General features: G+C 69.8%; 29 protein-coding genes. 12 read left to right on the plus strand and 17 right to left on the minus strand.

The features are described from left to right. The first annotated feature begins 94 nt into the window (after positions 1-94). Positions 95-697, plus strand: coding sequence for a TetR/AcrR family transcriptional regulator (locus tag ACIRF9_RS40605; protein WP_403833150.1), 603 nt, complete (start codon positions 95-97; stop codon positions 695-697). 106 nt (positions 698-803) lie between these two features. Here ACIRF9_RS40605 and ACIRF9_RS40610 read toward each other — a convergent pair whose 3' ends face one another. Beyond that, on the minus strand, positions 804-1,475 hold the full coding sequence (locus ACIRF9_RS40610; protein WP_403833153.1) for a DNA-binding response regulator: 672 nt from the start codon (positions 1,473-1,475) through the stop codon (positions 804-806). A gap of 72 nt (positions 1,476-1,547) precedes the next feature. Between ACIRF9_RS40610 and ACIRF9_RS40615 the strand changes: the two genes are divergently transcribed. Then, a complete protein-coding gene (locus ACIRF9_RS40615; RefSeq protein WP_403833156.1) occupies positions 1,548-2,396 on the plus strand; it encodes an aldo/keto reductase in 849 nt (282 codons plus the stop codon). 181 nt (positions 2,397-2,577) lie between these two features. Further along, on the plus strand, positions 2,578-2,952 hold the full coding sequence (locus tag ACIRF9_RS40620; RefSeq protein WP_403833159.1) for a hypothetical protein: 375 nt from the start codon (positions 2,578-2,580) through the stop codon (positions 2,950-2,952). 262 nt (positions 2,953-3,214) lie between these two features. On the opposite strand, the gene ACIRF9_RS40625 is transcribed toward ACIRF9_RS40620, so the two are convergent. From ACIRF9_RS40625 to ACIRF9_RS40665, 9 genes are all read right to left on the minus strand, one after another. Then, positions 3,215-3,997, minus strand: coding sequence for a CbtA family protein (locus tag ACIRF9_RS40625; protein ID WP_403833162.1), 783 nt, complete (start codon positions 3,995-3,997; stop codon positions 3,215-3,217). Between the two features lie 22 nt (positions 3,998-4,019). After that, the gene (locus ACIRF9_RS40630) at positions 4,020-4,241 is read right to left on the minus strand and encodes a CbtB-domain containing protein (protein ID WP_403833165.1); all 222 of its coding nucleotides are present in this window, start codon (positions 4,239-4,241) and stop codon (positions 4,020-4,022) included. Positions 4,242-4,296: 55 nt separating this feature from the next. Continuing rightward, positions 4,297-6,015, minus strand: coding sequence for an AMP-binding protein (locus tag ACIRF9_RS40635; protein ID WP_403833168.1), 1,719 nt, complete (start codon positions 6,013-6,015; stop codon positions 4,297-4,299). Positions 6,016-6,107: 92 nt separating this feature from the next. Continuing rightward, positions 6,108-7,169 (minus strand): phenylacetaldoxime dehydratase family protein, encoded by a 1,062-nt coding sequence (locus ACIRF9_RS40640; protein WP_403833171.1) that lies wholly within the window; start codon positions 7,167-7,169, stop codon positions 6,108-6,110. A gap of 63 nt (positions 7,170-7,232) precedes the next feature. Then, a complete protein-coding gene (locus ACIRF9_RS40645; RefSeq protein WP_403833173.1) occupies positions 7,233-7,535 on the minus strand; it encodes a hypothetical protein in 303 nt (100 codons plus the stop codon). A gap of 101 nt (positions 7,536-7,636) precedes the next feature. Continuing rightward, positions 7,637-8,095 carry a nitrile hydratase accessory protein gene (locus ACIRF9_RS40650; protein ID WP_403833175.1) on the minus strand — a complete coding sequence of 153 codons (459 nt, stop codon included), beginning with the start codon at positions 8,093-8,095 and terminating at the stop codon, positions 7,637-7,639. Then, complete coding sequence (nthA, locus tag ACIRF9_RS40655) at positions 8,092-8,694, minus strand: nitrile hydratase subunit alpha (protein WP_403833178.1); 603 nt, start codon at positions 8,692-8,694, stop codon at positions 8,092-8,094. Before nthA ends, ACIRF9_RS40650 begins: the two co-directional genes overlap by 4 nt. After that, a complete protein-coding gene (gene nthB / locus ACIRF9_RS40660; RefSeq protein ID WP_403833180.1) occupies positions 8,691-9,410 on the minus strand; it encodes a nitrile hydratase subunit beta in 720 nt (239 codons plus the stop codon). Before nthB ends, nthA begins: the two co-directional genes overlap by 4 nt. Then, on the minus strand, positions 9,407-10,942 hold the full coding sequence (locus ACIRF9_RS40665) for an amidase (RefSeq protein ID WP_403833182.1): 1,536 nt from the start codon (positions 10,940-10,942) through the stop codon (positions 9,407-9,409). Before ACIRF9_RS40665 ends, nthB begins: the two co-directional genes overlap by 4 nt. A gap of 566 nt (positions 10,943-11,508) precedes the next feature. Between ACIRF9_RS40665 and ACIRF9_RS40670 the strand changes: the two genes are divergently transcribed. The 5 genes from ACIRF9_RS40670 (at position 11,509) to ACIRF9_RS40690 (ending at position 15,726) form a co-directional block, all read left to right on the plus strand. Further along, positions 11,509-12,483: a helix-turn-helix domain-containing protein gene (locus tag ACIRF9_RS40670; RefSeq protein ID WP_403833183.1), complete on the plus strand. Its 975-nt coding sequence runs from the start codon at positions 11,509-11,511 to the stop codon at positions 12,481-12,483. A 154-nt stretch (positions 12,484-12,637) separates the two neighbouring features. After that, the gene (locus ACIRF9_RS40675; protein WP_403833186.1) at positions 12,638-13,444 is read left to right on the plus strand and encodes a hypothetical protein; all 807 of its coding nucleotides are present in this window, start codon (positions 12,638-12,640) and stop codon (positions 13,442-13,444) included. 235 nt (positions 13,445-13,679) lie between these two features. Next, positions 13,680-14,894 carry a 4-hydroxybenzoate 3-monooxygenase gene (locus ACIRF9_RS40680; RefSeq protein WP_403833188.1) on the plus strand — a complete coding sequence of 405 codons (1,215 nt, stop codon included), beginning with the start codon at positions 13,680-13,682 and terminating at the stop codon, positions 14,892-14,894. A 119-nt stretch (positions 14,895-15,013) separates the two neighbouring features. Then, positions 15,014-15,505 (plus strand): DUF2975 domain-containing protein, encoded by a 492-nt coding sequence (locus ACIRF9_RS40685; protein WP_403833190.1) that lies wholly within the window; start codon positions 15,014-15,016, stop codon positions 15,503-15,505. Then, positions 15,505-15,726: a helix-turn-helix domain-containing protein gene (locus tag ACIRF9_RS40690; RefSeq protein ID WP_403833192.1), complete on the plus strand. Its 222-nt coding sequence runs from the start codon at positions 15,505-15,507 to the stop codon at positions 15,724-15,726. The genes ACIRF9_RS40685 and ACIRF9_RS40690 overlap by 1 nt, the downstream gene beginning before the upstream one ends. 129 nt (positions 15,727-15,855) lie before the next feature. Here the strand turns inward: ACIRF9_RS40690 and ACIRF9_RS40695 are convergent, their stop codons facing one another. Continuing rightward, a complete protein-coding gene (locus ACIRF9_RS40695) occupies positions 15,856-16,638 on the minus strand; it encodes a DUF899 domain-containing protein (RefSeq protein ID WP_403833194.1) in 783 nt (260 codons plus the stop codon). Positions 16,639-16,762: 124 nt separating this feature from the next. Continuing rightward, complete coding sequence (locus tag ACIRF9_RS40700; protein WP_403833196.1) at positions 16,763-17,323, minus strand: TetR/AcrR family transcriptional regulator; 561 nt, start codon at positions 17,321-17,323, stop codon at positions 16,763-16,765. 145 nt (positions 17,324-17,468) lie between these two features. Here ACIRF9_RS40700 and ACIRF9_RS40705 point away from each other — a divergent pair, with 145 nt between their 5' ends. Next, on the plus strand, positions 17,469-18,896 hold the full coding sequence (locus tag ACIRF9_RS40705; RefSeq protein ID WP_403833374.1) for an MDR family MFS transporter: 1,428 nt from the start codon (positions 17,469-17,471) through the stop codon (positions 18,894-18,896). Positions 18,897-18,996: 100 nt separating this feature from the next. Here ACIRF9_RS40705 and ACIRF9_RS40710 read toward each other — a convergent pair whose 3' ends face one another. Next, positions 18,997-19,245, minus strand: coding sequence for a hypothetical protein (locus tag ACIRF9_RS40710; protein WP_403833198.1), 249 nt, complete (start codon positions 19,243-19,245; stop codon positions 18,997-18,999). 97 nt (positions 19,246-19,342) lie between these two features. Between ACIRF9_RS40710 and ACIRF9_RS40715 the strand changes: the two genes are divergently transcribed. Both ACIRF9_RS40715 and ACIRF9_RS40720 read left to right on the plus strand, forming a co-directional pair. Beyond that, positions 19,343-19,696 carry a VOC family protein gene (locus tag ACIRF9_RS40715; protein WP_403833200.1) on the plus strand — a complete coding sequence of 118 codons (354 nt, stop codon included), beginning with the start codon at positions 19,343-19,345 and terminating at the stop codon, positions 19,694-19,696. A gap of 171 nt (positions 19,697-19,867) precedes the next feature. Next, positions 19,868-20,362 carry a hypothetical protein gene (locus ACIRF9_RS40720; protein WP_403833202.1) on the plus strand — a complete coding sequence of 165 codons (495 nt, stop codon included), beginning with the start codon at positions 19,868-19,870 and terminating at the stop codon, positions 20,360-20,362. A 59-nt stretch (positions 20,363-20,421) separates the two neighbouring features. On the opposite strand, the gene ACIRF9_RS40725 is transcribed toward ACIRF9_RS40720, so the two are convergent. Further along, positions 20,422-21,690 (minus strand): MFS transporter, encoded by a 1,269-nt coding sequence (locus ACIRF9_RS40725; RefSeq protein WP_403833204.1) that lies wholly within the window; start codon positions 21,688-21,690, stop codon positions 20,422-20,424. A 134-nt stretch (positions 21,691-21,824) separates the two neighbouring features. On the opposite strand from ACIRF9_RS40725, the gene ACIRF9_RS40730 reads away from it, so the two are divergent. Then, positions 21,825-22,760: a LysR family transcriptional regulator gene (locus ACIRF9_RS40730; protein ID WP_403833206.1), complete on the plus strand. Its 936-nt coding sequence runs from the start codon at positions 21,825-21,827 to the stop codon at positions 22,758-22,760. 298 nt (positions 22,761-23,058) lie between these two features. Here ACIRF9_RS40730 and ACIRF9_RS40735 read toward each other — a convergent pair whose 3' ends face one another. The 3 genes from ACIRF9_RS40735 to ACIRF9_RS40745 form a co-directional block, all read right to left on the minus strand. After that, positions 23,059-23,640, minus strand: a complete 582-nt coding sequence (locus tag ACIRF9_RS40735) for a hypothetical protein (RefSeq protein WP_403833208.1) — start codon at positions 23,638-23,640, stop codon at positions 23,059-23,061. 251 nt (positions 23,641-23,891) lie between these two features. Further along, positions 23,892-24,230, minus strand: a complete 339-nt coding sequence (locus ACIRF9_RS40740) for a cupin domain-containing protein (RefSeq protein WP_403833210.1) — start codon at positions 24,228-24,230, stop codon at positions 23,892-23,894. Positions 24,231-24,243: 13 nt separating this feature from the next. Further along, complete coding sequence (locus ACIRF9_RS40745) at positions 24,244-24,693, minus strand: hypothetical protein (protein ID WP_403833212.1); 450 nt, start codon at positions 24,691-24,693, stop codon at positions 24,244-24,246. Between the last annotated feature and the right edge of the window lie 2 nt (positions 24,694-24,695).

The raw sequence follows: 24,695 nt of genomic DNA on the forward strand, positions 1-24,695 counted from the left end.
CCGGGGCGCGAGTTCCGGCACGATACACTGGCGCGCGGTTCAACACCGGGCTGTTCCGCCGTTTGTGAGCGAATGCAGTGGGGAGAGCATCATCATGGCGAGGCTGACGCGAGAGCAGAGCCAGGCGCTCACGCGAGAGAAGCTCCTGAACGCAGCACGTGACGTGGTGGCGCGCGAGGGATACGAGGGTGCCTCCGTCGAACGCATCGCGGACGAGGCCGGCTACTCGAAGGGCGCGTTCTACTCGAACTTCTCCTCCAAGCAGGACGTCCTCCAGCAGCTCCTGGAGGGCAACGCGGGGCACGACGTCGAGGAACTCTCCGAGTTTCTGCGCGACGTCACCGACCCGGACGCCGTCATCGAAATCGTCGCCCATTGGTCCGACACCCGCGCCGCGGAACAGAAATGGGGGATCATCGCCATCGAATTCCTGCGGCGAGCGCAGCGTGACGGAAATCTGGGAATGCGACAACGGCAGCTTTTCGTCAGCCAGTGGGAAGAAATCGGAAATCTCCTCCTCGATAAACTCGCCCTGGGGCGCGACCGCAGAATCAGCGCTCTCGACATGGGCGGAATCGTGCTCGAACTCACCTACGGCGGTATCTCCGGATTCCTTCGCGCCAACACCGCCGGGCAGATGGTGCGACACGTGCTCAAGTCGTTCCGCGACTCGGCCGGGGCGGCGCGAGAAGGGTGAGGGACGCGGCGGGCAGGCGCCGGAGCAGCAGGACGGCGCTCAGGTCGGCGCTCGTACGGACACGTTCGCCGGGTACCCCGGACCATTTCCCTTGTGCCCAGGTGGGTCACCCCCGGAACAGACCCCACACTCCCGCCCGCATCCCGGCCTGGAAACGTGATTCCGCGTTGAGGGCGACGAGGAGTTCGGCGACCCGGCGCCGGTAGGTGCGCAGCGACATGCCCAGTTCCCGCGCGGCGGCCACGTCGGTCATGCCGGAGCCCAGCGCGTACAGGACCGTACGGCCTTGCGCGTCTATCCGGGGCCGGTCGGGATCGAGGAACGCGGCAAGGTCGGTCGCGCTCTCCCACGCGGCTTCGAACAGCGCGTACGCCCCGCTGACCAGCGACGGCTCGGCGCTCATCGTGTACGTGCGGTGACGGTGATCGAGCGCGTACGACGCCCTGGGCCCGGGGTCGGCGAGAATCATGGTCCGCCGGTCGATGAAGACTGTTCCCTGGAGCAGCGGTGTCGCGGCGATGCGTACCGGGATGCCGCTCGCGGCCAGCTCGCGGAGAGTCTCCCGGTCGCGCTCGTCGGCCAGCACGGTGGGGCTGTACAGCTTGCGGGCCTGAGCCCCAGCGTCACGGTGGATCCGCCGCCGCGCGGCCTCACGGGCACCGGGCCAGGTGTCTAGGTCGCGTGCGACATTGACCCATTCCGCGTCGTGGGACTCCGCCAGAGGCCTGATGCGTGCCCGGAGCTCCAGATCTCCCTTGAGGACCATGGTCTGCGCCATACGTTCATTGTGCCTCTGGCAGCAAGGTGCCATCGACTCGTCGGGGGTCTCGGGCCGGTGCAGGCTGGCCGCATGAGCAAAGACTTCCGCCTGGGCGGCGACCTGGTCATCAACCGGCTCGGCTTCGGGGCCATGCGCCTCCCGTCTCAGCAGGGCATGGGCGGTCCGGCCCGTGACCCCGAGACCGGCCGGGCTGTGCTGCGGCGTGCCGTGGAACTGGGCGTCAACCACATCGACACCGCGGACTTCTACGCCAGCGCCGGCGGCGCGGTGCGTGCGAACACCCTGATCCGTGAGGCCCTCCACCCCTACCCGGCGGGCTTGGTCCTGGCCACCAAGGTGGGGCCCATCGTCCGCCCCGACGGCTTCTCCCACGGCACCCCGGCCGACATGCGCGGCCTCGTCGAGGCCAACCTGGAGCGTCTGCGTGTGGACCGCCTGGACCTGGTCTACCTGCGTATCGGCTTCATGGAGCCCCCGCTCGGCGAGTCCCTCGCCGGGCGCTTCGAGGCGCTCGCGGCCCTGCGTGAGGAGGGCCTGATCCGTCACCTCGGTCTGAGCAACGTCGACGCCGCTCATCTGGCGGAGGCGCGTGCGATCGCTCCCGTGGCAGCAGTGCAGAACGAGTTCCATGCCAACCGGCGCGGTGACGCGGACCTCCTGGCGGCCTGTGAGGAGGCCCAGATCGCCTTCGTTCCGTTCCATCCGGTGGGTGGCGGCGGGGAGTTCGAGGACGCCCGGCTGGGCAAGGTCGCGGCCCGGCACGGCGTGAGCGTGCACCAGATCGGGCTGGCGTGGATGCTGGCGTCTTCCCCGGTGGCCCTGGCCATCCCGGGCACGGGTTCCCTGGCCCACCTGGAAGACAACATGGCGGTGGCCGGAATCGACCTCACCGACGAAGACCTCGCCGACCTCAGCTGACCTGGGTTCTCGCGAAGGCCAGACCTGGGTCCTGGCCGGGCAAGAGGGAACGATCGCGTCGCCCCACAGGGCGGCAGCGTGCTTCCGGTGGATCTGGCATCCCTCGACAGCGTCCGCGCCTTCGCGGACGACGTCAGGGGGCGTACGGCCGCCACGGGCATCGACATGTCCGATCACGTCGATGGCCCCCAAGACACTCGATCCGCGGTCACTCGCGGATCCGCCCAAGGGCGGCGGCGCACGTTCGGGGATGCGCGCGTACGCGGCGTCCAAGCCGTGCAACCTGCTGACCGCGCGGTCCCTGGCGGCACACGACGAAGCACGGGCGCGTCACATCACCGTGATCGCATACAACCCCGGCCTGACGGCCGGTACCTCGCTGGGGCGCGCCCAGCCCTGGGCGGCACGCAAGCTCATGCCGCTCCTGCTGCCACCGGTTACCGCGGTCCTCGGCAGATTCCGCCCCCAGTACCACCTCGGAACGGCCGAGCGTGCGGGCGAGGCCCTGGCCGGGCTGGCCCTCCTTCCCCGACCCTTCGGAACCGGCCCGCAGTGACGAGGCCCGTGCCCTTCCGTGGCGGGAGAGCGCGGCCATGGTCGGGCTTTCGCCCTGAGCACCGCGGGGCCGAGCGCTCGACGGCGTAGCGAGTCTGTCCAGAGGGCAGGAGCGTGCCGTCCAGGGCGAGGAGCCTCAGCCCCCCGTCGCCACGCGCCCGGGCGCCCGGGGTGGCGAGCGGGCCGGCCGCCTTCCGGAACACGGTCTCCAGTACGTCCTTCCCGAGCCGGGCCCGCGCCTGGGCCCGGCACGACGACCGGACTCACTTGGGCGAGAGCACGACTGCCGCAGTGCCTGCCGTCACCGCCGCGGGCGACGCCCCCGTTGCCGGGGTCGGCTCGGGGCTGAGCAGCCGTTGCGCCAGCTCGCCGAAGACGAGTCCGAAGACTCCCCACAGAGTGGCCTGGATGGCGAGAGCCGACAGTCGGAACCGCCACAGCACCGTTGCCGGGAAGCCGGAGGGCACCTCGTTGACGGAGGGCAGGAACGCGAACGCCAGGCCGATCGCCAGTGCGAAGGCCGCCACGGCGGTGACGGTGGCGTACCAGGTGCCCAGCTTGGGTGCGAGCCGCCTGCCGAGGAGGACGGCGGCCACGGCGAGGAGAACACTGAGCACGATCATCAGGAAGTACAGGGTTGTCCGTTTGCCGATGGTGTCGGGGTCGCCGACGGCGGGCGGGTTCGCCGGGTACTTCAGGAAGGGCAGGACATAGACCACGGCCAGGGCGCAGGCGGACAGGAGCAGCGCCGTGGCTCGTGGAGTGAAGCGGCCGACTCGGCCGAGGCAGAAGCAGTAGGCGAGGGCGGCGACACCGCCGAAGGCGATCCCGTAGACCAGGACACCGGTGGCGAGGCCGGCGGTGGACTGGAGGCTGCGGGAGACGAGTTCGACCTCGTGCTCGTGCGCGTGGGTCTCCTCGAAGCCGATTGCCTTGCCGACGTTCGGCTCACCGAGGAAGTAGGCCACGGCCAGGGCCGGCACGCCGGCCCCGAGGCCGGCGAGCATGCCGCGTACCAGTAGGTGTCTCACTGTTGCGGAGTTCATGAGCGTGTCCGTGTCCCTTGCGTCAGTGGCAGGGGAAGCCGAGGAGGTGGCGGGCGTCGTGCACCCATTCGTGGACGTCCTCTCCGCTCATCACGGAGGTGGCTCCCTGCTCCGCGCCGACGAAGTAGAGCAGGATCAGCATCAGGATGCCGAAGAAGACCGCCCACGGGACGATCGCGGAGATCGGCAGCCTGGCGGGGAGTTCGGGAGTGGTGACTGTCGGCGGCGCGATGTGCTGTGCCATGGCAGGGGCTCCTTCGGGTTCGCGTTCCATCTCAGTGGTGCTCTTGCTGGTGATGTCAGTGCTTCAGTTCGGGGAAGTCCGAGTCGCGGTACTCGCCCGCAGGGCGGTTTCCCTCAACCTCGTTCTCACGCCGGCGGAGTTCGACCCGGCGGATCTTGCCGGAGATGGTCTTCGGCAGTTCGTAGAACTCGATCCGCCGCACCCGCAGGAACGGCGCGAGGTGGTCACGGGCGTACCGCAGGATCGACCGCGCGGTGTCGGCGTTGGGCTCGTGGCCCTCGACCAGAGCGATGTACGCCTTCGGCACCGCCAGGCGGACCGCGTCCGGAGCCGGAACGACAGCGGCCTCCGCCACGGCCGGGTGCTCGATGAGCACCGACTCGAGCTCGAACGGGCTGACCTTGTAGTCGGACGCCTTGAAGACATCGTCGGTACGGCCGACGTACGTGATGTAGCCGTCCTCGTCACGCGACGCGACGTCCCCCGTGTGGTAGTAGCCGCCCTCCATCGCTGCGGCGTTGCGCTCGGGATCGCCCTGGTAACCGGTCATCAAGGTGAACGGGGATTGCGAGAGGTCGAGGCAGATCTCGCCCTCCCCGACGCCCTCGACCTGGTTGCCCAGCGGGTCGGTGAGCACCACGGGGACACCGGGGAGCGGGCGGCCCATGGATCCCGGTTTCAGCGGCCGGCCCGGGGTGTTGGCCACCGCGGCGGTCATCTCGGTCTGCCCGAAGCCGTCGCGAATGGTCAGTCCCCACTGTCGCTGGACCTGGCTGATGACCTCCGGATTGAGTGGCTCACCCGCGGCGATCGCCTCACGCAGGCTGCCCGGTCCACCGCTCAGATCCGCGTTGATCAGCATCCGCCATACGGTGGGCGGCGCGCAGAAGGTCGTCACCGCCTCGGTCCGGATCTGCCCGAGGAGGGCTCTGGCGTCGAAGCGGGCGTAGTTGTAGACGAAGATCGTGGCCTCGGCCAGCCACGGTGCGAAGAAGTTCGACCACGCGTGCTTGGCCCAGCCCGGGCTTGAGATGTTCAGATGGACGTCACCCGGCTGGAGCCCCAGCCAGTACATCGTCGACAGATGGCCGACCGGGTACGACAGGTGGGTGTGCTCGACGAGTTTCGGCCGGCTTGTGGTGCCGGAGGTGAAATAGAGCAGCAGGCGGTCGGTGCTCGCGTTGGCCGGGTGGGGCACGGCTGCCTTGGCGGCGTCACCGGCGAGGTCGTACGCGTCGGCGTAGCGCAGCCATCCGGCCGGCATTTCCGTGTCCCCGACCGCGAGCTTGAGGTAACCCCCCGGGACCTCGTCGAACTTCGATGTGTCGGCGGGGTTGCAGATGACGGCGCGGGCGTTGCCGCGGTCCAGGCGATCGATCAGCTCCGCGGGTCCGACGGCGGTGGTCGTCGGCATGATGACGGCGCCCAGCCTGATGAGGCCGAGCATGCTCTCCCACAGCTCGACCTGGTTGCCGAGCATGACGACGACGCTGTCGCCGCGGCCGATGCCCTGGGCGGCGAGATGGGCCGCGACCTTGTCGGAGCGCCGGGCCATCTCGCCGAAGGAGTACGAGGCGCGGGTGCCGTCCTCCTCGACGATCACCAGTGCGGGCCGGTCGTTGTCGCGCGCGTAGGTGTCGAACCAGTCGTGGGCGAAGTTGAACGTCGGGCCGACATCGGGCCAGGAGAACGAGGAGAGTGCGTCCTCGTACGCGGAGCGCAGCTTCTGCAGCCGGTCGCGGGCTGTGCGCAGCGCGGTGGTCGTCGTGCTCATCCTTGAGGCCTTCATCTCCAGCGGGAAAGCGAACGGGTGTGGTCCGTTGCCGGTCCGGGTGCTCGGCCCGGCAACGGGATCCCTGCGGTCGCTCAGACCGCGGCGGGGAGCGTGGCGTCGCGCATCATTCCCGTACGCGGGTGGCAGTTGACGTACTCGAACATCTGGTCCTTGCCGTCGGAGACCGAGACCTCGTGGTAGAGCCGCAGCTTCTCCAGGCCGGTCACCACACGGAAGAAGGTGACGAAGATCCGCAGGTGTGTCGGGTGCGATTCGGCCCACCGCTCCAGCAGGTCCAGAGACCGCCAGTGTCCGATGTTGTAGCTCTCGTCGAGCTCGTTGCCGTCGAGGTCGATGCTGCGCACGAAACGGTTGCTGTAGCAGCCGAGCGTGTCGCCGTTGTCGCGCAGGAAGTCCATGCCGTCCTGAAGGCTGGGCAGGATCTCGTCGAAGTAGAGGGCGCGCTCGTCCTGACCCGCCGCCATCCAGTCCTGGCCGGACCGGATGAGCGCGATGTTGTCGTGGCCGCGGACGATCACCCGGCCGCCCTTGGCCGGGTCACCGGAGACGACGGTGAGCTCGGAACGGGCCTCCAGCCAGTCGGTCTGCGAGAGCGGGATACGGTCACGCATCGAGCCCCAGTAGCCGTGCTCCTCGATCTCGCCGCTGCACTCACCCATGAGGCCGCCGATGCCCGGGAAGTCCTCGGTGAAGGCGTACAAGGTCTCGAACTGCTCCGCGCGCGGCGCCACGATCTCGCGGAAGTAGCCGAGGCCCTCGGCCAGCCGCTCGTCCGACTCCCACCAGCCCTTGACGTCGTCGGAGCGCAGCCAGCGGCAGTACGCGGCCGGGTCGGCCCAGTACGCGACGGCCATCAGGTTGTGATGGTCCTGGTTGTCCACGTGGTGCGTCAGGTCATGGCGCACCGGGCCGTCGGCGAGACCGAAGCTGTCGACGATGTGCCGCAGCGCGGCCAGCGCCTGCGGACGCCGGCCCTCATCGGCGTACTGGACTCCGAAGTAGGCCATCACGACCTGCTGCAGCGCCTTGTCACCGCGGGCGACGAACATCGGGAACGGCGGTGTGTAGTCCTCGGACACCCGCCGCGACAGCGTGCGCGGGCACCGGAGGTGCGTGTCGATTGCGGATTCCATGAGTGGTTCCTTCTGTGAGATCTGTGAGATCTGTGAGAGCTGTGCGATCGGGCGGGGGTGTCGTCACCAACCGGTGTTGCCTGCGCGTGCGATCTGAGCCCCGGTGCGGACAAGGCCGAGCTCCGGCGGCGGTTCGGCGATTCCGGGGCCGCCGTCACGCACCCAGGCGGCCAGGGCTTCGGCACGCTCGACGGTGTTCACATGGGTGATCCAGGCGGGTCTGGTTCCCGCGTGTCGTGCCTCGGTGGACGGGTTGACCACGACGACGTTGGAGAGCTCACACGCCCACAGGCAGTCGGTACGCACCAGTTCGGTGTCGGGACCGCTGTGGTGGGTGAGGATCTCGGCGATGCCGTCGTGATCCACGTCGGGATGTTTGCGGGTGGTGCCGCAACAGCAGCCCCGGCACATCCGGATCCGTGGACCGGCGCGCGCCGGCCCTGACGTCGCCGGGGCCGCTGCTGTGTTCACGTGCCGCGCCCCGACCGGCTGCGAGCAGGATCGACGGCGATCGGCTCGGTGTGGGCCTCGTGGTGGTTGCGGTTCGGCGGTTCGGCGAGGACTCGCCGGACTTTCTCGGCCAGCGCGTTCGATTCCAGGGCGCAGTGGGTGGCCATGACGGTCTCCAGCGCCGCGACCCAGTGCTCGTAGTACGACCACGGAACCTCGCCGGTCCCGGTGTCGCCGTTCTCCCAGTCCTGGATGGAGGAGATGAGCGCGCCCTGGAACTGCGACCAGTCGAACCTGAGCGCCTGGTGAGCCGCGACCGCCATGGCGAAGGCGCGGATCTCCCAGGGGAACTGGAAGCCCATCTGGCTCGGGTCGGCGCCCGGCAGACTGCAGACGAGCTCCTCGACCTGGCGCCGGGACTCGCCGAGCGTCTCCGGGGAGGCGTACGGGCCCGGGAGAGTCTCCGTGCCGGTCATGACGCGGCCGTGGCGACGGGACCGACGCCGATCATCGAGTCGCGGGTGACGAGCTCGGCGAGCTGCTCCTCGGTCCAGCCCTCCGTGCCGGCGGGGCGCTGCGGCAGAACCCAGTAGCGCATCTCGCTGCTGGAGTCCCATACGCGCACCTCGACGTCCTCGGGCACGGTGAAGTCGAAGGACTCGCCGAGCACCTTGCGCGGCTCGCGGGTGATGGCGGCACGGTACTGCGGGTCCTTGTACCAGTTGGGCGGGAGGCCGAGCACCGGCCACGGGTAGCAGGAGCAGAGCGTGCAGACGATGACGTTGTGGACGGTGTCGGTGTTCTCCACCACGACCATGTCCTCGCCTTGCAGGCCGCTGATACCGAGCTCCTTGCAGGCCTCGGAGGCATCCTCGACGAGGCGCGCTTTGAACTGCGGATCGCTCCAGGCCTTGGCGACGACCTTGGCGCCCAGTTGCGGGCCGACCTCGTGCTCGTAGATCTCGACCATGCGGTCGATGGCCTGGGTGGTCATGATGCCCTGCTCGATCAGCATCGACTCGAGCGCCTTGACTCGGGCGGCGATCTCCTCCTGGGTCCGGATCTTCGCGCTCACGCGACTGCTCCTTCGGTGTCGGCGGACACGGGGGTGACGAGTTCGATGTAGGGGTCCCAGACGTCGACGTAGACGGAGCCGTTGGGCTCGGCGTGCTCGGCGCCCCACAGTTCTTCGTTGGTGAACCGGAGCGTGTAGACGTGCTCCGGGTTCTCGCCGAGGCCGTTCCCGGCGGTGTCGGGGTAGATCATCGGGCCGTGGTGGAGGACCACCTCGGCGATCGCGCCGCGGATGTAGCGCGCACGGCGCGTGTGCCCCTTGGGAGCCGAGCGGTCGACCCGGACGATGTCGCCGACCTTGAAACGGGCCACCTTGTCCGAGGGGCGCTTGGCCGGAGCGCCGGCCGGGACGACGGCCTCGACGAAGGCGAGCAGCTCGGGGTCGTCGGCGTGCTCCGGAAGCGGAGCATCCGGGTTCGCGAGGTAGTACTCGGTGCGTCGGTCGAGTTCGGCCATGTCGAGCTTGCCGAGTTTCTCCCCGAAGTGCTCGACGGTGTGGACCCAGTGCTCGTAGTACGGCGACTTCAGGTAGACGGCCGGATCGATCAACTCGATGCCGTGACGGAACTGGTCGACGCCGAAGAAGCCCGCGCGGAAGCACATGGCGAACATCGGGAAGACGGCCTTCTCCCATTCGGTGCGGAAGACCGGCTCCTCGTCGGGGACGACGACCGGCCCGACACCGTCGGTGCCGGCGAGGTCGAACACACCGTTCATGCGCTGAACTCCTTCTTCCTGTCAGGGACGGTGAGCGTTCCGAGCGTCTGCTCGAAGGCGTGGGCCGCGCGCAGGACTTCGGCGTCGGCGAACCGCTTGCCGATGACCATCAGACCGACGGGCAGGCCATCGGCCAGGCCCGCCGGGATGGTGCACGCGGGGTGACCCGTCACGTCCAGCGGCGCGGTGTTGGAGAGCATTTCGAGAGCTCGTCCGAGGACCTCCTCGACCGGGGCGTCCGCCGGCGGGACGAGGCTCGCTGTGATGGGCAGCGTCGGCATGACCAGGACGTCATAGGTGTCGAGCACGTTGTCGTAGGCGGCGGCCAGGACGCCTTCGAGGTTGCGCGCCTTGGCGTAGCTCGCGCCGTAGCCGTTGCGCAGCGCGTAGGTGCCGCCGAGGGCGACCAGCTTGACCGTCTCGGAGAACGCCGATGGATCGCGGCGCCACTGTTCGCCGAAGAACGCGATCTGCGCCGGGTCGTAGAGCCCCTTCCAGTTCATGCCGTAGGCGTTGCCCTGAACCATCTGCCAGGTCGCGCCCTCGACGGAGATGACGTCCCAGATCGCGGCGCCGTGCTTGTGCCACGGAATCGAGACCTCCTCGGCGACGTGGCCCGCCGTCGTCAGCCTTTCGACGGCCTGCCTGACGACCGCGTTGACGCCGGGGTCGGAGTTGGCCTGGTCGAATCCCTCGGTGACGACACCGATGCGCAGACCGCGTCCCGAGTTCTCCAGCGCGGCGAGGTAGTCCGCACCGGCGATACCGGTGGGCTGGCGGGGGTCCTGGCCGTCCGCACCCGCGATCACCGTCAGCATCGCGGCGGCATCGGCGACAGTCGGCGCGATCGGGCCCAGGTGATCCAGCGACTGCTCGATGGGGAACGCTCCGGTGTACGGCACCAGACCGAAGGTGGGCTTGAAGCCGACGATGCCGCAGAACGCGGCCGGGATGCGGATCGACCCTCCCTGGTCACCACCGAGGGCGAGGTCGACCTCACCGGAGGCGACCAGAGCGGCGCTGCCGCTCGACGAGCCGCCGGTCGTGCGGTCATGGTCCCAGGGGTTGCGGACCGGGCCGGTCTTGGAGGTGTGCGACGCCCCGGAGAAGCACAGGTCTTCGCACACCGCCTTGCCGGCGATGGTCGCTCCCGCCTGGAGAAGGCGCGTCACCACGGTCGCGTCCACGTCCGGAACGAAGCCGCGAAGAGTCTCCGATCCGTTCATCATGGGTACGCCCGCGACCGCGACGTTGTCCTTGACGGCAATACGGCGACCCGCCAACGGGCCGTCGCTGCTCTCGCGCAGCTCGGTGGTCACGTACCACGCTCCGAGCGGGTTGTCGGCCGGCTCGGACCATGTGCGCACCGGGGCTTTCGGCGCCACATCGTGGTCGTACAGCTCGTCGACGACCGCCCAGGAGCCGAGCAAGCCCGACGCCGCCGCGTGGTACACGTCCAGGTGCTCCGCGGGAACGCCGAGCCGCAACTCGTCGGCCAGGTCCTCGACGGCCCTCCGCGAGGGAAGCTCCATACCAATCCTCCTATATGTCAAGGCTCATCAAGGCTCATCGGCGCGTAGGGAGACACCACGGTCTGCGTCTCGTCGAAAGGCGAGAGAGGTCGATCTCGGGATGCCGGCCCGGCGAAACGCGCCGGGGCCGGCGCCCGGGTCGCCAGGCGCGACCGGGCCGGCGCCGTCCAGCGGGCGGCACGTCATCAACGCGGCGTCGGCATACCCGTACGCGTCGAGCGATCCTTTTTCCACTCGGAATGAGGTGGCATCTCGGCCTCCAGTGCGAGTCGGCGATAGCCCGGAACGTCCTCTTGGGGTTCCGCGAGTCACCATGACCGTACGAGTCGCCGCAGCGTCGTGTTTGTCGCACAGAGACAGCCGCCTTGACCGTCAGTGCCATCGTCAGCGCGGCGGCCCTGAGCGGGAGGGCATCCGATCGCACGGCCGGAGCCGCGGCCGCGAGCCCGACCGGCCGCTGACCGCCCCGCCCCTCCCGTTCCGGACCGCGACGGCGTATCGTACGGCCGCACTACACGCCTCAGTCGGCTTTGTGGGGATGAGATCCACTTGGGAGGAGGGGGCCGATGTCGTTGCAGCCTGCACCCGCCGATCGGCCTGATGCCCAGGACTGCGCCTCGGCGACGGTTCAGACCCATGCGGTCGATACCTGGATCGAGATGATCCGCGACACCTTCGTCGCGCTCGACATCACGCCTGCCGACCCGGCCCGGTTCTCCGGGTCGGTGCGCACCCGGCAACTGGCGCACCTGATGGCAGCCGATGTCGCCGCCACCTCGCAGACCTTCGAGCGCACCCCCCGCCTGACCGCCCGTCAACCCCGGAACCTTCTGCAGATCGGCATGCCGGTCGCGGGCGAGGGCCTCCTCTCCCAGGACGGGCGGACCTGCACGCTGCGACCGGGGGATTTCGCCATTTACGAAACCTCCCGACCGTTCACCTGGAACCTGAGCCCTGACTGGAAGCTGCGCGTGTACACCTGGCCACGCGCGTCCATTCCGCTGACGGAGTCGGGATCGCATCAGCTGACCGCGACGGCGGTGCGCGCGGATTCGGCGCTGGGACGGCTGCTGTCACCAGTCCTGTCGAACCTGCTGGACCCCGGCTGCGAGGTGTCCTCGGGCGGTGCTGTCCGCCTCGCCGGCGAAATCGCGGAACTGGCGATCACAGCCGCGCTCGAGGAGGTCGAGCCGGACGACCCCGACGCCCAGGCACGCCGGCTCTACACCGCCGTACTGCACCACATCGACGCACACATCGACGACCCGAGCCTGTCACCCCAGCAGATCGCGAACACTTTCTACATCTCCACGCGCACCCTCCACCGGGTCTTCTCCCGCTTCGACACCACGGTGGCCACCGCGATCAGAACCCGCCGCCTGGAATCCTGCCGCCAGGCGTTGCTCTCACCCCGCAACGCCCACCACTCGCTCACCGACATCGCGGCCCGATACGGATTCACCAACCTGGCCGTCTTCAGCCGAACCTTCACCTCCACCTACGGCACCACCCCCAGCCGCTACCGCGAGGTCCGCCGCTGACCACGACTCGGTGGAGCCGTTCGCGCGCTGTGGCCACCCGTTGCGCGCTCGGAGAGTTGGGCTTCGTCGGCGAGATCGCCCGCAAGGGCGGCTACGGCGCTGCGCCGAGAAGCACAGCCGGGTCGTGGACTTCTCCGACGGTTACCCTGCGGGAATGCCGTACGAGCTCAACGCTGTCATGGGAAGTTTCGACCTGCTCAGGAGCCAGACTGCCGGGATTCGGGAAGCGGCTGTCGCCCCGCTCCGACAGTGCATGGGGCTCGTGCCTGTCACCGAACAACTCCTCGAGGAGCCGACCGGTCTGCTTGCCGGCCAGGATGGCGCCGGGCCTGAGAGTCAGCCATTCAGGGTAATGTCCCCGGCCTTCGAGCAGACCTGGAGCTACTGGTCCAGGGGCGGGCCGATCGCCTACGTGGAGGCAGACTTCCACGGGGGAGACGGATACCAGACCTCTGCCGTGTGGCGAACCGGCGCGAAGGTGTGGGGTCCGGCCCATACCTGGGACTTCACCGGTCCACGGGAAGACTGGCCGATCAATGCCGCACTCGCCCTGCTCGATGTCGTTCCGAGCAGCTCCGAAGAAGCGGACTACCACGACCTGTTCCTGGAAGTGGGGCTTGGTCGGGAACAGGACATGGACGGCTGGCAGTTGGCCGGCCGGACTGCTCGATGGGCGGCAACCTACGCCGAGTGGCATGAGGAGCAGCTGGCGGAGCACGAGAGAACAGCGCGTGCCGCTGCGGAGTTCGAGAAACGCAGGAGGCTCCCCAACGTTCCGGTGGCTCTGGACGGTAAGGCGATCATGGAGCTGCTCGGCATACCTCCAGGCCCACTGATCGGTGCGGCCACTCGCCAGCTACAGGATCTGCATCTCGAACTCGGCCCGCTGTCACGGGAAGAGGCCGTAAACCGGCTGCGGACCTGGGCCGTGGAGCAAGACACGGGGCGCCAACAAAGATGATGCAACACGGTAAGAGGTCCTTCGCAGTCACAGAACGTCAACACCCCCGTGATCGTGTGAGCTCCTTGCTACTGCCGGTTGCTCTCCCCGACCCGCCACTTCTCCCGGTGCCCGACGCTCCGCCCGGCGATCCACCGGCGCACCCGCACCGGATCCCCCGTGGACTGGTGGGCACGTGCGAGGACCGCGCCGGTTTGGGCGACGCCGTCGGCTACGCTGCACTGGGAGGTGTCAAGTGGCGGAAGAGCAGCGGGAGTTGAGTGAAGCGCCGGAGTCCACGACCGTCGTGGTGATCGGTGCGGGGCCGGCCGGGCTGACCTTGGCCCTTCTACTGCGCAGCTGCGGCGTCGACTGTGTCGTCCTGGAGCGCCGCAGCCGCGAGTACGTGGCGCAGCGGCAGCGAGCCGGCATCGTGGAGAGCCGTGCCGTCAGGATGTTCGAATCCTGGGGGCTGGCCGACCTGGTGCTGGGCGGCCCGCCGCACGACGGCATCCTGGAGTTCAGGGTGGACGGCGAGAGTCACCTCGTCGACGACCGCGACGGTTCCGAAGGCCCCGGGGCGCGTCTGTGTCCCCAGCAGATCCTGGTCCAGAAACTCACCGCTGCCTGTCTCGCCGACGGTGGCGACCTGCGCTACGAGGCGGCCGACGTCTCCCTGCACGACCTGACCGGCGACCGCCCGACCGTCCGCTACCGCTCCGCCGAAGGCGCCCTGCATACGATCACCTGCGCCTTCGTCGCCGGCTGCGACGGTGATCACGGCGTCACCCGCACCGCCGTTCCCGACGGCGTCCTCACCGCCCACACCCACGACCACGGCATCGGCTGGCTCACCGTCCTCGCCGACGCCCCGCCCCCCACTCACCCCCTGCTCGCCGTCAGCTCGCAGGGCTTCGCCGCGCACTTCCCCCGCGGACCGCACAGCAGCCGCTACTACCTCCAGTGCCCGCCCGACGACCATCCCGACGCCTGGCCCGACAACCGCGTCTGGGACGCGCTGCGCACGAGACTCGCCGACCCCGCCCTCATCGCGGGCCCGATCACCGACCGCGAGACCTTCCGGCTGCGCAGCCTCGTCCACGACCCGATGCAGTACGGCCGGCTGTTTCTCGTCGGCGATGCCGCCCACATCGTGGCCCCCATGGGCGGCAAAGGCATGAACCTCGCCCTGTACGACGCCGATCTCCTCGCCCGCGCCATCCGGGACCACGTCCGCGACCACGACGACACCGGGCTGCGCACCTACTCCCGGCGTTGCCTGCGGCGCGTATGGAACGACCAGGAGTTCTCCCACTGGCTGACCCGGACGGTCCACGACGCCGGCGACGACACGAACTCGGGCCCGTTCCTGCGCAACCTGGCCCGCTCCCGCCTCGACCGGCTCTTCACCTCCCCGACGGCAGCTCAGGCCTTCGCAGAACAAATGGCCGGGCTGGACCCGGCCCAGTAGTACTTCATCAGATTCTGGTTCTCCTCCTGCGTGCGGTGAGGGGGCGGCCGCAGGTGACGCCTTGCTTCGTCTATCGAAACTCGATAGATTTCCATCGCAAGTCGATGGAGGGATGGGCTATGGGGAAACTGGCGGTGTGTGCGCTGCGCGGCGTGCTCGTGGTGGTGCTCGTCGGCACCGTGTTCGTACAGGCATTGATGGTGTGGACGTTGGTCAGCGGGAACGACCCGGAGGACGGGTCGCTCCCGCTGACTCCGCTGCGCGTGATCACGATCCTGGGCATGGTCTCGGTCCAGGTCGCCCTGGTCTGCGTATGGCGGCTGGTGACGATGGTGCGACGCGGAACCGTGTTCTCCCACGCCGCCTTCCGGTACGTGGATGGAGTGATCGGCGCGATCGTGGCGGCTGCCCTGGTGTGGTTCGCGGTGACGCTCATCAATGCGCCGGGCCAACGGGAAGACCCGGGCGTCACCGTCATCATGGGCGGGGTTGGCGTGGCCATCCTCGGGGTCGCGCTCATCGTGCTCGTGCTGCGGATGCTGCTCGCCCAAGCCGTCGCGCGCGACGTCGAAGCGGCGCAGATGCAGGCCGAGTTGGACGAGGTGATCTGATGCCGATCGCCGTCGACATCGACGTGATGCTGGCCAAGCGGAAGATGTCCGTGGGCGAACTCGCGGACCGCGTAGGGATCACGCCCGCCAACCTTGCGGTACTCAAGAACGGCCGCGCCAAGGCGGTGCGCTTCGCGACGCTCGCCGCGCTCTGCGAGGTGCTCGAGTGCCAGCCGGGGGACCTGCTGCGCTGGGAGGCCGAGGATGCCGTGGGTGGATGACGCGCCCCAGGGCTGGGGTGAAAACGCCGGGCACCACAGGCCCCTGACGCGGCACATGGACCGCGAACCCCCGTCCTTCCAGCCCGGCAGGGCGGGGGTTCGTCATCGGGCGGGCAGCCAGAGACCGTGTCAGTGGTGGTGGCCGTGTCGGCCGAGGGTTTCCACGGGGGTTGCGCCGGGGCGGGTCCACTGCGGTACGGGGCGACTGGTCGGGCCCCAGGTGGCGTTCCCGTTCGCGTCCGCGCGCCAGGACCAGCACGGGCTGCGCCCCTCGGGCCGGCCCTCGGGGTTGTCCTCCCATGCCTCGCCGCGGCCATAGGGCGTCATGTCGAGGAGGCCGAGGGACCCGTTGACCCGCTCGTTGCCACGGCCCGTTGTGGAGTAGGTGAGGAACACGCGGTCGCCGTCGCGCAGGAAGCAGGTGAGGTAACCCATGTCGCCACCGACCGGCGCGTCCACTTCGCGCACTGAATACCAGGGCTGGGTGTAACCCATGAACTCGACGTAGGAGGCCACCTCGTCCCACCGACCCGTGGTCAGGATGGCGAAGGACACGCCGCGGGCGTTGAGGTAGACGGCGTCCTTGAGGTGCCAGGCCGTGGTGGTGCAGCCCTCGCACTGCCCCTGGTGCGGCGCGCCGTCGTACCACATGTGCTTGTAGACCACGAGCTCGTCGCGGCCCTGGAACAGGTCCAGGAACGGGACCGGGCCGTCGGGTCCGACGACCTCGACCGTCCCGTCGAACTCCACCATCGGCAGCCGGCGGCGGGCCGCGGCGAGAGCGTCGCCCTCGTGGGTATAGGCCTTCTCGCGGACCAGGAGCTCGTCACGGGCGGCCTGCCAGGTGGCCAGGTCGACGACGGGCGGGCGGCTGGGCAGCGCCGTGGTCGGGTCACTCGGCGTGGTCGTCATGGCGTCCTCCGTGGGGTCTCGTGCCGGGCGGCGTCGTACGACGACGTCCTACGACACCAGAACAGACCCGCGATCCGGCCGAAACTCATCGTGGCGGGGCCCTCGGATGAGAGGTCCCGCGTGGTCAGCGCACGAGGGGGAGGAAGATCGTGTCGACGATCTCTTCGAGGACGTGGTCGGGTGCGGGCGCGAAGGTCGTCAGGATTTCGTGGCGCAGCAGGTCGAAGGGGAGGGACTTGATGCGCTCGGTGAGGTGTTCCGGCTTGATCTCGCCGCGGGCGACGGCGCGGTCGAAGAGCATGTCGGCGGTCTGCTCGCCTCCCGCGGTGAGGAGGTCGCCGGGGCTGGTTCCGGTCTCCTGGTAGTAGCCGGCCAGGTGTGCGCTCATGACGATGACGAGCTGGACACGGGTGGCGTTGATCTCCCGCATGAGGGTGAGGACGTCCTCCCGCAGGCTTCCGGTGTCGGGGGTGTCTACTCGGGAGCGCTCCAGGACGTGGGTGATGGCCGCCCGGACGAGCTCGTCGCGGCCGGACCAGCGGCGGTAGAGCACCGGAGGACTGGTGCCCGCGCGCTGTACGACGGCGTCCATGGTGAACCTGGCGTAGCCGTGGTCCGTGAGTTCTTCCCAGGCCGCATCGAGAAGAGCCTTCTCCAATGCCGCTCCACGGCGCCGCTCGGCCATCCGCCCTCCCTTAGATAGATTGACCTTTCTTATTCTAGCCCCCTACCCTGACCATCGTAAGATAGACCGCTATATCTTAAGGTGGCTGTTCGTGAGCACTCCCAACGAGACCGGAACCGCACCCGCGGTCGCGGACCCCGACCGCATGGACCCCGCCGTGTGGCGGACGGCGGTCACCATCATCGTGGGCGCCCTCGCCGTCGTCTTCGACACCACCATCGTCAGCGTCGCCCTGGGCGACCTGGCGGAGGAACTCGACGCCCCGCTGTCCACCATCCAGTGGGTGAGCACCGGCTACCTGCTGGCGGTGTTCGTCACCATCCCGCTCGCCGGATGGGCCCAGTCCCGGCTGGGTGGCAAACGCCTGTGGACGGCGTCCCTTGGCGTATTTCTGCTCGGCTCGATCCTGAGCGCGCTGGCGTGGGACGCGGCCGGCCTTATCGCCTTCCGCATCGTCCAGGGCATCGCGGGCGGCATCATGATGCCGCTCACGGCCACGCTGATCATGCAGGCCGCCAAGGGCCGCAACATCGGCAAGGTCATGGCCGTCATCACCGTGCCCACCGCCCTCGGCCCGATCCTCGGCCCGGTCCTGGGCGGCCTCATCCTGCATCTGGCCGACTGGCGCTGGCTGTTCCTCGTCAATGTCCCCTTCTGCGTCGTCGGCGGCTGGCTCGCCCGGCGCAACCTGCCCGACGACCGGCCCGCACCCGGCAGCCCCCGCGCCCGCTTGGACGTCATCGGCGTGCTCCTGCTCTCCCCGGGCGTCGCCGCCCTCATCTACGGACTCTCCCGGGTCGAGGGCAGTGCGGGCTTCGCCGACGCCGAGGTCCTCGTCCCGCTCATCGGCGGCCTCGCCCTGGTCGGAGGCTTCACCGCCCGGACACTGCCCCGCACCACCGGCGCCTTGGTCAACCTGCGGCTGTTCCGCCACCGCGCACTGGCCTCCGCTTCCACTCTCCTCTTCCTGGGCGGCATCACCCTGTACGGGGCGATGATGCTGCTGCCCCTGTACTTTCAGCAGGTCCGTGGCGAGGACGCCCTCGGCGCCGGGCTGCTCCTCATCCCGCAGGGCGTCGGCGCGCTCCTCGCACGCACCCTGGCAGGCAACTACACCGACCGCATCGGCCCCCGCTGGGTCGCCCTCGCCGCCTTCGCCGTCGTCACCGCTGCCTCCGTGCCGTTCGCCCTCGTCACCGACGACACCAGCGAGGTCCTGCTCATGGCCGCGCTGCTCGTCCGCGGCATCGGCATGGGCGCCGCCATGATCGCGCTCAGCGGCGCCGCCTATGTCGGCCTGGAACACAAGGAGATCCCCGACGCCAGCATCATCACCCGCGTCGCCCAGCAGATCGGCGGCTCGGTGGGGATCGCCGTCCTTGCCGTCATCCTCCAGCACACCGCCGGCGACGCCCACACCCCGGGTGCCCTGGCCGACGGCTTCGACGCCGCCTTCTGGTGGTCGGTGGCCTTCACCGCCGTCGCCGTACCGGTGTGCCTGCTCCTGCCCGGTCGTCCCAAGCCAGTGGACCCTGCCGACAGGGCCGAAGCCGAAGCCACCATCGAGGTCTAGGGGGTGTTCGGCGGATCATGCAAGTGGGCGCGGCTGGGGCGCCGCGCCTACCGAAGTCCGGTCAGAGGGGTGGGCGTTGGGCGAGCCATTACTTGACCGATCACCGGCCGTGGCGCCCCGTGTCCTGCTCCACGGCCCAGGTTCGCAGCCGGGTTACGGCTTCTTCCCGTGACAGCGGGCTGAGTTCGAGATGCAGATCGGCGACCAGCACCCCGCCGGGACGGCAGCCGCACGAGCCGAGTTGCCGGCGATTGGGGACGCGGTCCGCGGCGACGGGGATGGTCGCCTCGGTACCGCGTCTGCGCAGGTGGGCCTGGAGGATCGCCCCGCCGTGCCCGGCTGTGATCACGACGGACAGTGGCTTTGTCCCTGCTCGACGGCCAGATGCGTCTCGGGCGATGGTGTCGTGTCGGCCCGCCGGATCGTCGTCCTGGCAGGATGGCGGCATGGAACGTGTGCTTGGAATCGGTGGATATTTCATGCGGGCCACCGACCCGACAGCCCTGAGCGTGTGGTACCGCGATTGCCTGGGCCTGGAGGCCGATGAGAACGGCCTGTGGCAGCAGGGAGCCGGGCCGACGGTGTTCGCGACGTTCGAGTCCGGGACCGACTACTTCGGGTCCCGCGCCCAGCAGAGCATGCTCAACTTCCGCGTCCGCGACCTGGATGCGATGCTCGCGCAGTTGCGTGCCAAGGGAGCGGACGTGGCTGAAGAGACGCAGGACATGGAGGGTGTCGGTCGCTTCGGCTGGGTCACGGACCCTGAGGGCAACCGGGTCGAGCTGTGGCAGCCCGCCTGACCGCGTCTTGACGCAGGCGGAGCACGTGACGCAGCCCTCAGCGCATCACGTTGAACGTGGCCTTGGCCAGGCATCCGTGTCGCTTGCCTTCTCGCGCTCCCTGCGCATCAATGTGGCCAATACCTGACGTGACGTCAGGCAAACGGCAGGTCTGCGCAGGAGGAGTGAGTCATGAGACGTACGAAGCGGAAGTTACGCACCGCGGTGATCGCTGTTGCCTCCGCAGCGCTGATGGCCGCCACTGTGGCTCTGGCCCCCGGGGCGGGTGCCGTGACACCGATGCGGGCCACGGCCCAGTACGACTGCGGAACCCTGGGGTGGACCACCGCTGAATTCACTGCCGCCCAGAACGGCACCGAGGCGACGATCACAGTCACATTGACCTCGATAACCGCCCCCGTCACCATCCCGCCGTACACCATCACCACCACCCTGGTGCTCTACGACACCAGCAGTGGAGAGCCGACCACCTTCACCGGGACGCTGTCCAACCCACCCCTCCTCGCGGGCGACCCGCTCAACACCGGCCCGCTCGAGGGCACGGTCGAACCCGGGGACAGCCTGGACACCATCGGCGGCGTGCACGCGCTGCGTTTCGTGATGTTCGGCATCACGTCCTACTGCCAGGCCGTCACCCCGTTGTCCCCGGGCCCCTTGGTGTTCTGAGCACCTCCTCCGAGCCGGCCGGGGCCGGAGGCCGGGACGCCCGGGTCGATTGCGGCCCGTCAGGTGTGGTGTGGCGCCCGTTCCGGCTGGGAGAGAGGTGCTGCCGCGCGGCGGGGGAGGAGCAGCGGGGTCGCCAGCAGGAGCACGCCGGCCAGGCCGATGGCCGTACGCGGGCCGAGCAGGCCGCCCAGCACGCCCCAGACGGCCGTCAGGAGCGCGGTCGAGGCCTTGGTCGTCACCGCCCAGGCGGACAGCGTGCGGGCGACCCGGTCGGTCGCGGTGCGCTGGAGGCGGTAGGTGGCGTGGACGGGGTTGAAGACCCCGCAGCAGAAGATGAGCCCGAGCTCGACGCCGATCACCAGCAGCAGCCCTGACGTGCCGGGCCCCAGGAAGGCCAGGCCGACGGGCCAGATCGCGCGCAGCGCCCCGGCCGTGACGAGGACCTGGTGCTGCCCGAACCGGGTGACGAGCGGTCGGGCCAGTCTCGAACCGAGCAGCCCGCCGATCGAGGGCGCGGCGAAGGCGAGGCCGTACTCCCAAGGTGTGAAGCCGAGTCGGCCGAGCATCAGGACGGCCAGCAGCGGCTGGGCGGCCATCACCAGGCCGTTGAACAGGGCGGTGTTGAAGAACAGTGGGCGCAGTGTCGCGTCGGCGAGGATGTAGCGCCAGCCGTCGAGCAGGTCCCGGGCCCGCATGCGCGGGGCCTCCCGGCGTACGGGCGGCGGCTCGTTCCCGCCCGACGCGCGGATGCCCATGGCCGAGAGCAGGTAGCTGACCGCGTCGGCCACCACCGTCGCCACCGGACCGAGGAGCCCGATCGCCACGCCGCCCAGCGGCGGTCCGATGATCGTGGTCGTCCAGGTCGTGGACTCGAATCGGGCATTCGCGACGAGCAGGTCCTCGGCCGGCAGCAGCGTCTTCAGGTACGCCCCGGAGGCGGCGCGGAAGGTGATGTCGGCCGCCGCGACGACGACCGAGACGAGCAGGAGCTGAAGGAAGGTGAGCATGCCGAGCGCGAACGCGGCGGGGATCGTCAGCAGCGCCGCGAACCGCACCAGGTCCATCGCGATCAGCACCGGCCGCTTGCGGCGGAACTCCACCCACGGGCCGAGCGGCACCGCCGCGGCCGCGCCCACCGCAGCCCCCACGGAGGAGAGCGCGGCGACCTCGGCCGGTGAGGCGTGCAGCACCTGGATGGCGATCAGCGGGAACGCGCCGAAGGCGAGCCACGTGCCGAGCGCGCTGGTCCCGTACGCTGCCCACAGCCAACCGAACTGCCGCCCCAGCCGATGTCCGAGCAGACGTCCCAGCCGGTGCCCGCTCCTCATGTCCGATGCCCCTCGCACTCACCCTGCACAACCGATTCGCGATCGGCAGCATCAAACCGAGCACCGTGCCCAGGGATCAAACAACCGCAGGGCCGTCGGCCACAACCATCGGTTGTACCCCTAAGGTGTCCGGCGTGGACCTCGACACCGTCCGGACCTTCGTCGCTGCCGCTGACGCGGGGCAGTTCCAGGAGGCAGCCGCGGAGCTGGCGGTCACCCAGCAGGCTGTCTCCAAACGCGTCGCCGCACTGGAGCGCACTCTCGGCGTGCGGCTGTTCACGCGCACCCCGCGCGGCGCCGAGCTCACCATCGACGGACAGGCGTTCCTGCCCCACGCGCGCGAGCTGCTGCGCGTCGCCGAGCGCGCGGTCGCGTCCGTGCGCCCCGGCCGCCGTCCGCTGCGCGTCGACGTGATCGCCTCGCGCGGCGCGGCGTCGGGCCTGATGCGCGGCTTCCACCGCGTGCACCCCGAGATCGACCTCGACGTGGTGATGCTGTTCGAAATCGAGACCGCCCTCACCGCCATCCGGTCCGGTGCGATCGACGCGTCCTTCCGCGCCGTCGCCGCACCCGGCCGGCCCCTTCCCGAGGACATCGCCTCCGTCCGGGTACTCGACGAGCCGCTCCAACTCCTCACCGGCCCCGCCCACGCGCTGGCGGGCGCCCGGTCGGTGACCCTCGCTCAGCTCGCCGGACATCGGATCTGGATGCCCGGCATCGTCCCCGGCACCGAGTGGGCCGCCTACTACGACGACCTCGTCGCCGAGTTCGGCCTCACCATCGAGGCGACCGGCCCCAACTTCGGCTCCGACGCTCTCCTCGACACCATCGCCGACACGCCCGCCCTGGCGACCTTCATGGGCGGGGACACCCGCCTTGTCTGGCCCGCCGGCCACGGCCTGCGCCGCATCCCGGTGACCGACCCGACGCCCGTCTACCCGCACTCCCTCCTGTGGCACCGCGACAACCCCCACCCCGCACTGGCCACCCTCCGCGCCCACCTCGCCGCCACGGCGGCCGGCCACGACGCCGCCGGGACCTGGGCACCGGGCTGGGTGATTCCCCGCTGAACGCAGCCGTGTCCACGATTCATCGTGGTCGGATCGACGGATGGTGGCTCGGTGGAGGCGGCGTGGCCACCGGCACACTCAGGCTCTCCCCCCGCCGCAATGTCTGCGGCGGTCCCGGCACGGGCGGTGACAGGCAGCCCGGGTAAGGCTCGATGCGTCTGAGGGTCCCCGGGTGGGACTCGGCCGGTCGTGGTGGGCGAGCCCCGTTGCATCCAGCAGCCCGACCGCCGCGCCCGTGTCGTCGAGGGGGACGTGATCCGCGGCCCGGCACGTGTTCGGGCCTGCTGTCGGAGGGGTCCTACGCGTGCCGGTGGCCCCGGTCGGTGTTGAACGTGGCCCAGGCCCGGTCCCACTGGGCTGTGCGGCGCGCATCCAGCCGTGCCCGTGCGGCCCACGAGGCGCCTGCCACCAGCACGCACGCACCGGCTCCGGCCGCCGCGCCGAGCGCGGTTCCCTGTGCGCCGGCCTGAGCGGGGGTGGGCGGGGCGGGACGGAGGCGGCCCGCGTCGTCCAGCCACACCGTGGTGGACGAGCCCGCCTTGCCGCCCGCTGCCGTCATGGCCTCACCGGTCCTGGAAGAGCCGTCGGGCAACGTCCACCGCACGGTCGCCCGCGCGTGGTCGTCCGTCATCCCGGAGAACCGTGACGGCGTCACGGTGGCGTCCTCGACGAGGCGGGCGGCAGCGCGGTGCAGGCCCTGCGCCTGGTCGAGGGCGGAGCGCTCGCCGACGACGGCCGTCACCACGCCCACCGCGGGCGCCATGAACAGCAGCAGTGCCGCCGCTGCGACGCCGATCCAGGCTTCGGCGATGTCGGAGCGCCTCCTGAGTGGGTTGCGCCGCCAGCGCCAGAGCAACACCCTGCCCTTCCCTTTCAGCATGTGCGCATCCCTCCGGGCACGACGGACCTGAACATCACACCTCCACGGTGCCCCATCCGCGATCGACGACGGCAGAGACCAACGGGTCGTCCTGCGAGGGCCGATCGACCCCATGGGGACATCCGGCCGGGCCCGGCCGGCCGAAGCGCCGCCGGGGGGATCAGTCCCGATCCGCTGTTCGCCGTGCTGTCGTCCACGGTGGCAGCGGCGCTGGTGCGCTGATCAGGGCAGGGCGCACGACCGGGCGTCGGTCACAGCGCGGAACCGGACGGCTCCGGGGCGGGCAGCATGGTCAGCAGCATGACGCTGGGCTCGGTGGCACGCACGGTGTGCGGCAGCCGCGCCGGCAGGTGGATCCAGCTTCCGGGCGTCGCCTCGGTCATCTCCTCGCCGAGGAAGAGGTCGAGACGGCCTTGGACGACCTGGATGACCACGGGCAGGGCGGAGGTGTGCTCGGTCAGTTCCTGGCCGGCGGCGAAGGCGAAGCCGACCACGCGCAGGCGGTCGTCGCGGTACAGGACGCGGCTGAGGGTACCGTCCTCGGGCACGGTCAGTTCGGCGGCCAGGTCGGTGATCACGGTGGCGGTCATCTGGGGGACCTCCTCAGGGCTGGGACGGGGTGGGGACGGCGAGCAGACTGATCGCGCCCAGATGGGCGCTGTGGCGCTGGAAGACGCGGCGCAGGTGCAGCACACGGCGCAGGGCGGCCGGGTCCCGCAGCGCTCGGCCGGCGATGCGCAGGGCGGGGGTCAGCCCTTCGTCGGCGACCGGTCGGCGCGGTTCGAGCAGCGCCATCGGCGCCGTCCTGTGCGCGGTGACCGTGAAGCCCTCGTCGGTGAGGAGTGCCTTCCAGTCGGTGGGCGTCAGGGGGCGGGCACCGACGTGGATGGCGTCCTGCAGGTCCGAGGTGATCCGGTCGGCGAGGGCCGGGTCCAGGTCGTCGGGCAGCAGGCACAGTTCGTGGATGGCGTACCGGTCGGCGGCGCCGTCGAGCAGACGGCGTGCCTCCCGTACGACGCGCCGCTTGGCGGGGTAGGGCTGCATCGTCAGCATCG

Origin of the sequence: Streptomyces sp. NPDC096132, from assembly GCF_044763345.1 — a bacterium.
In the GTDB taxonomy this organism is placed as follows: Bacteria; Actinomycetota; Actinomycetes; order Streptomycetales; family Streptomycetaceae; genus Streptomyces.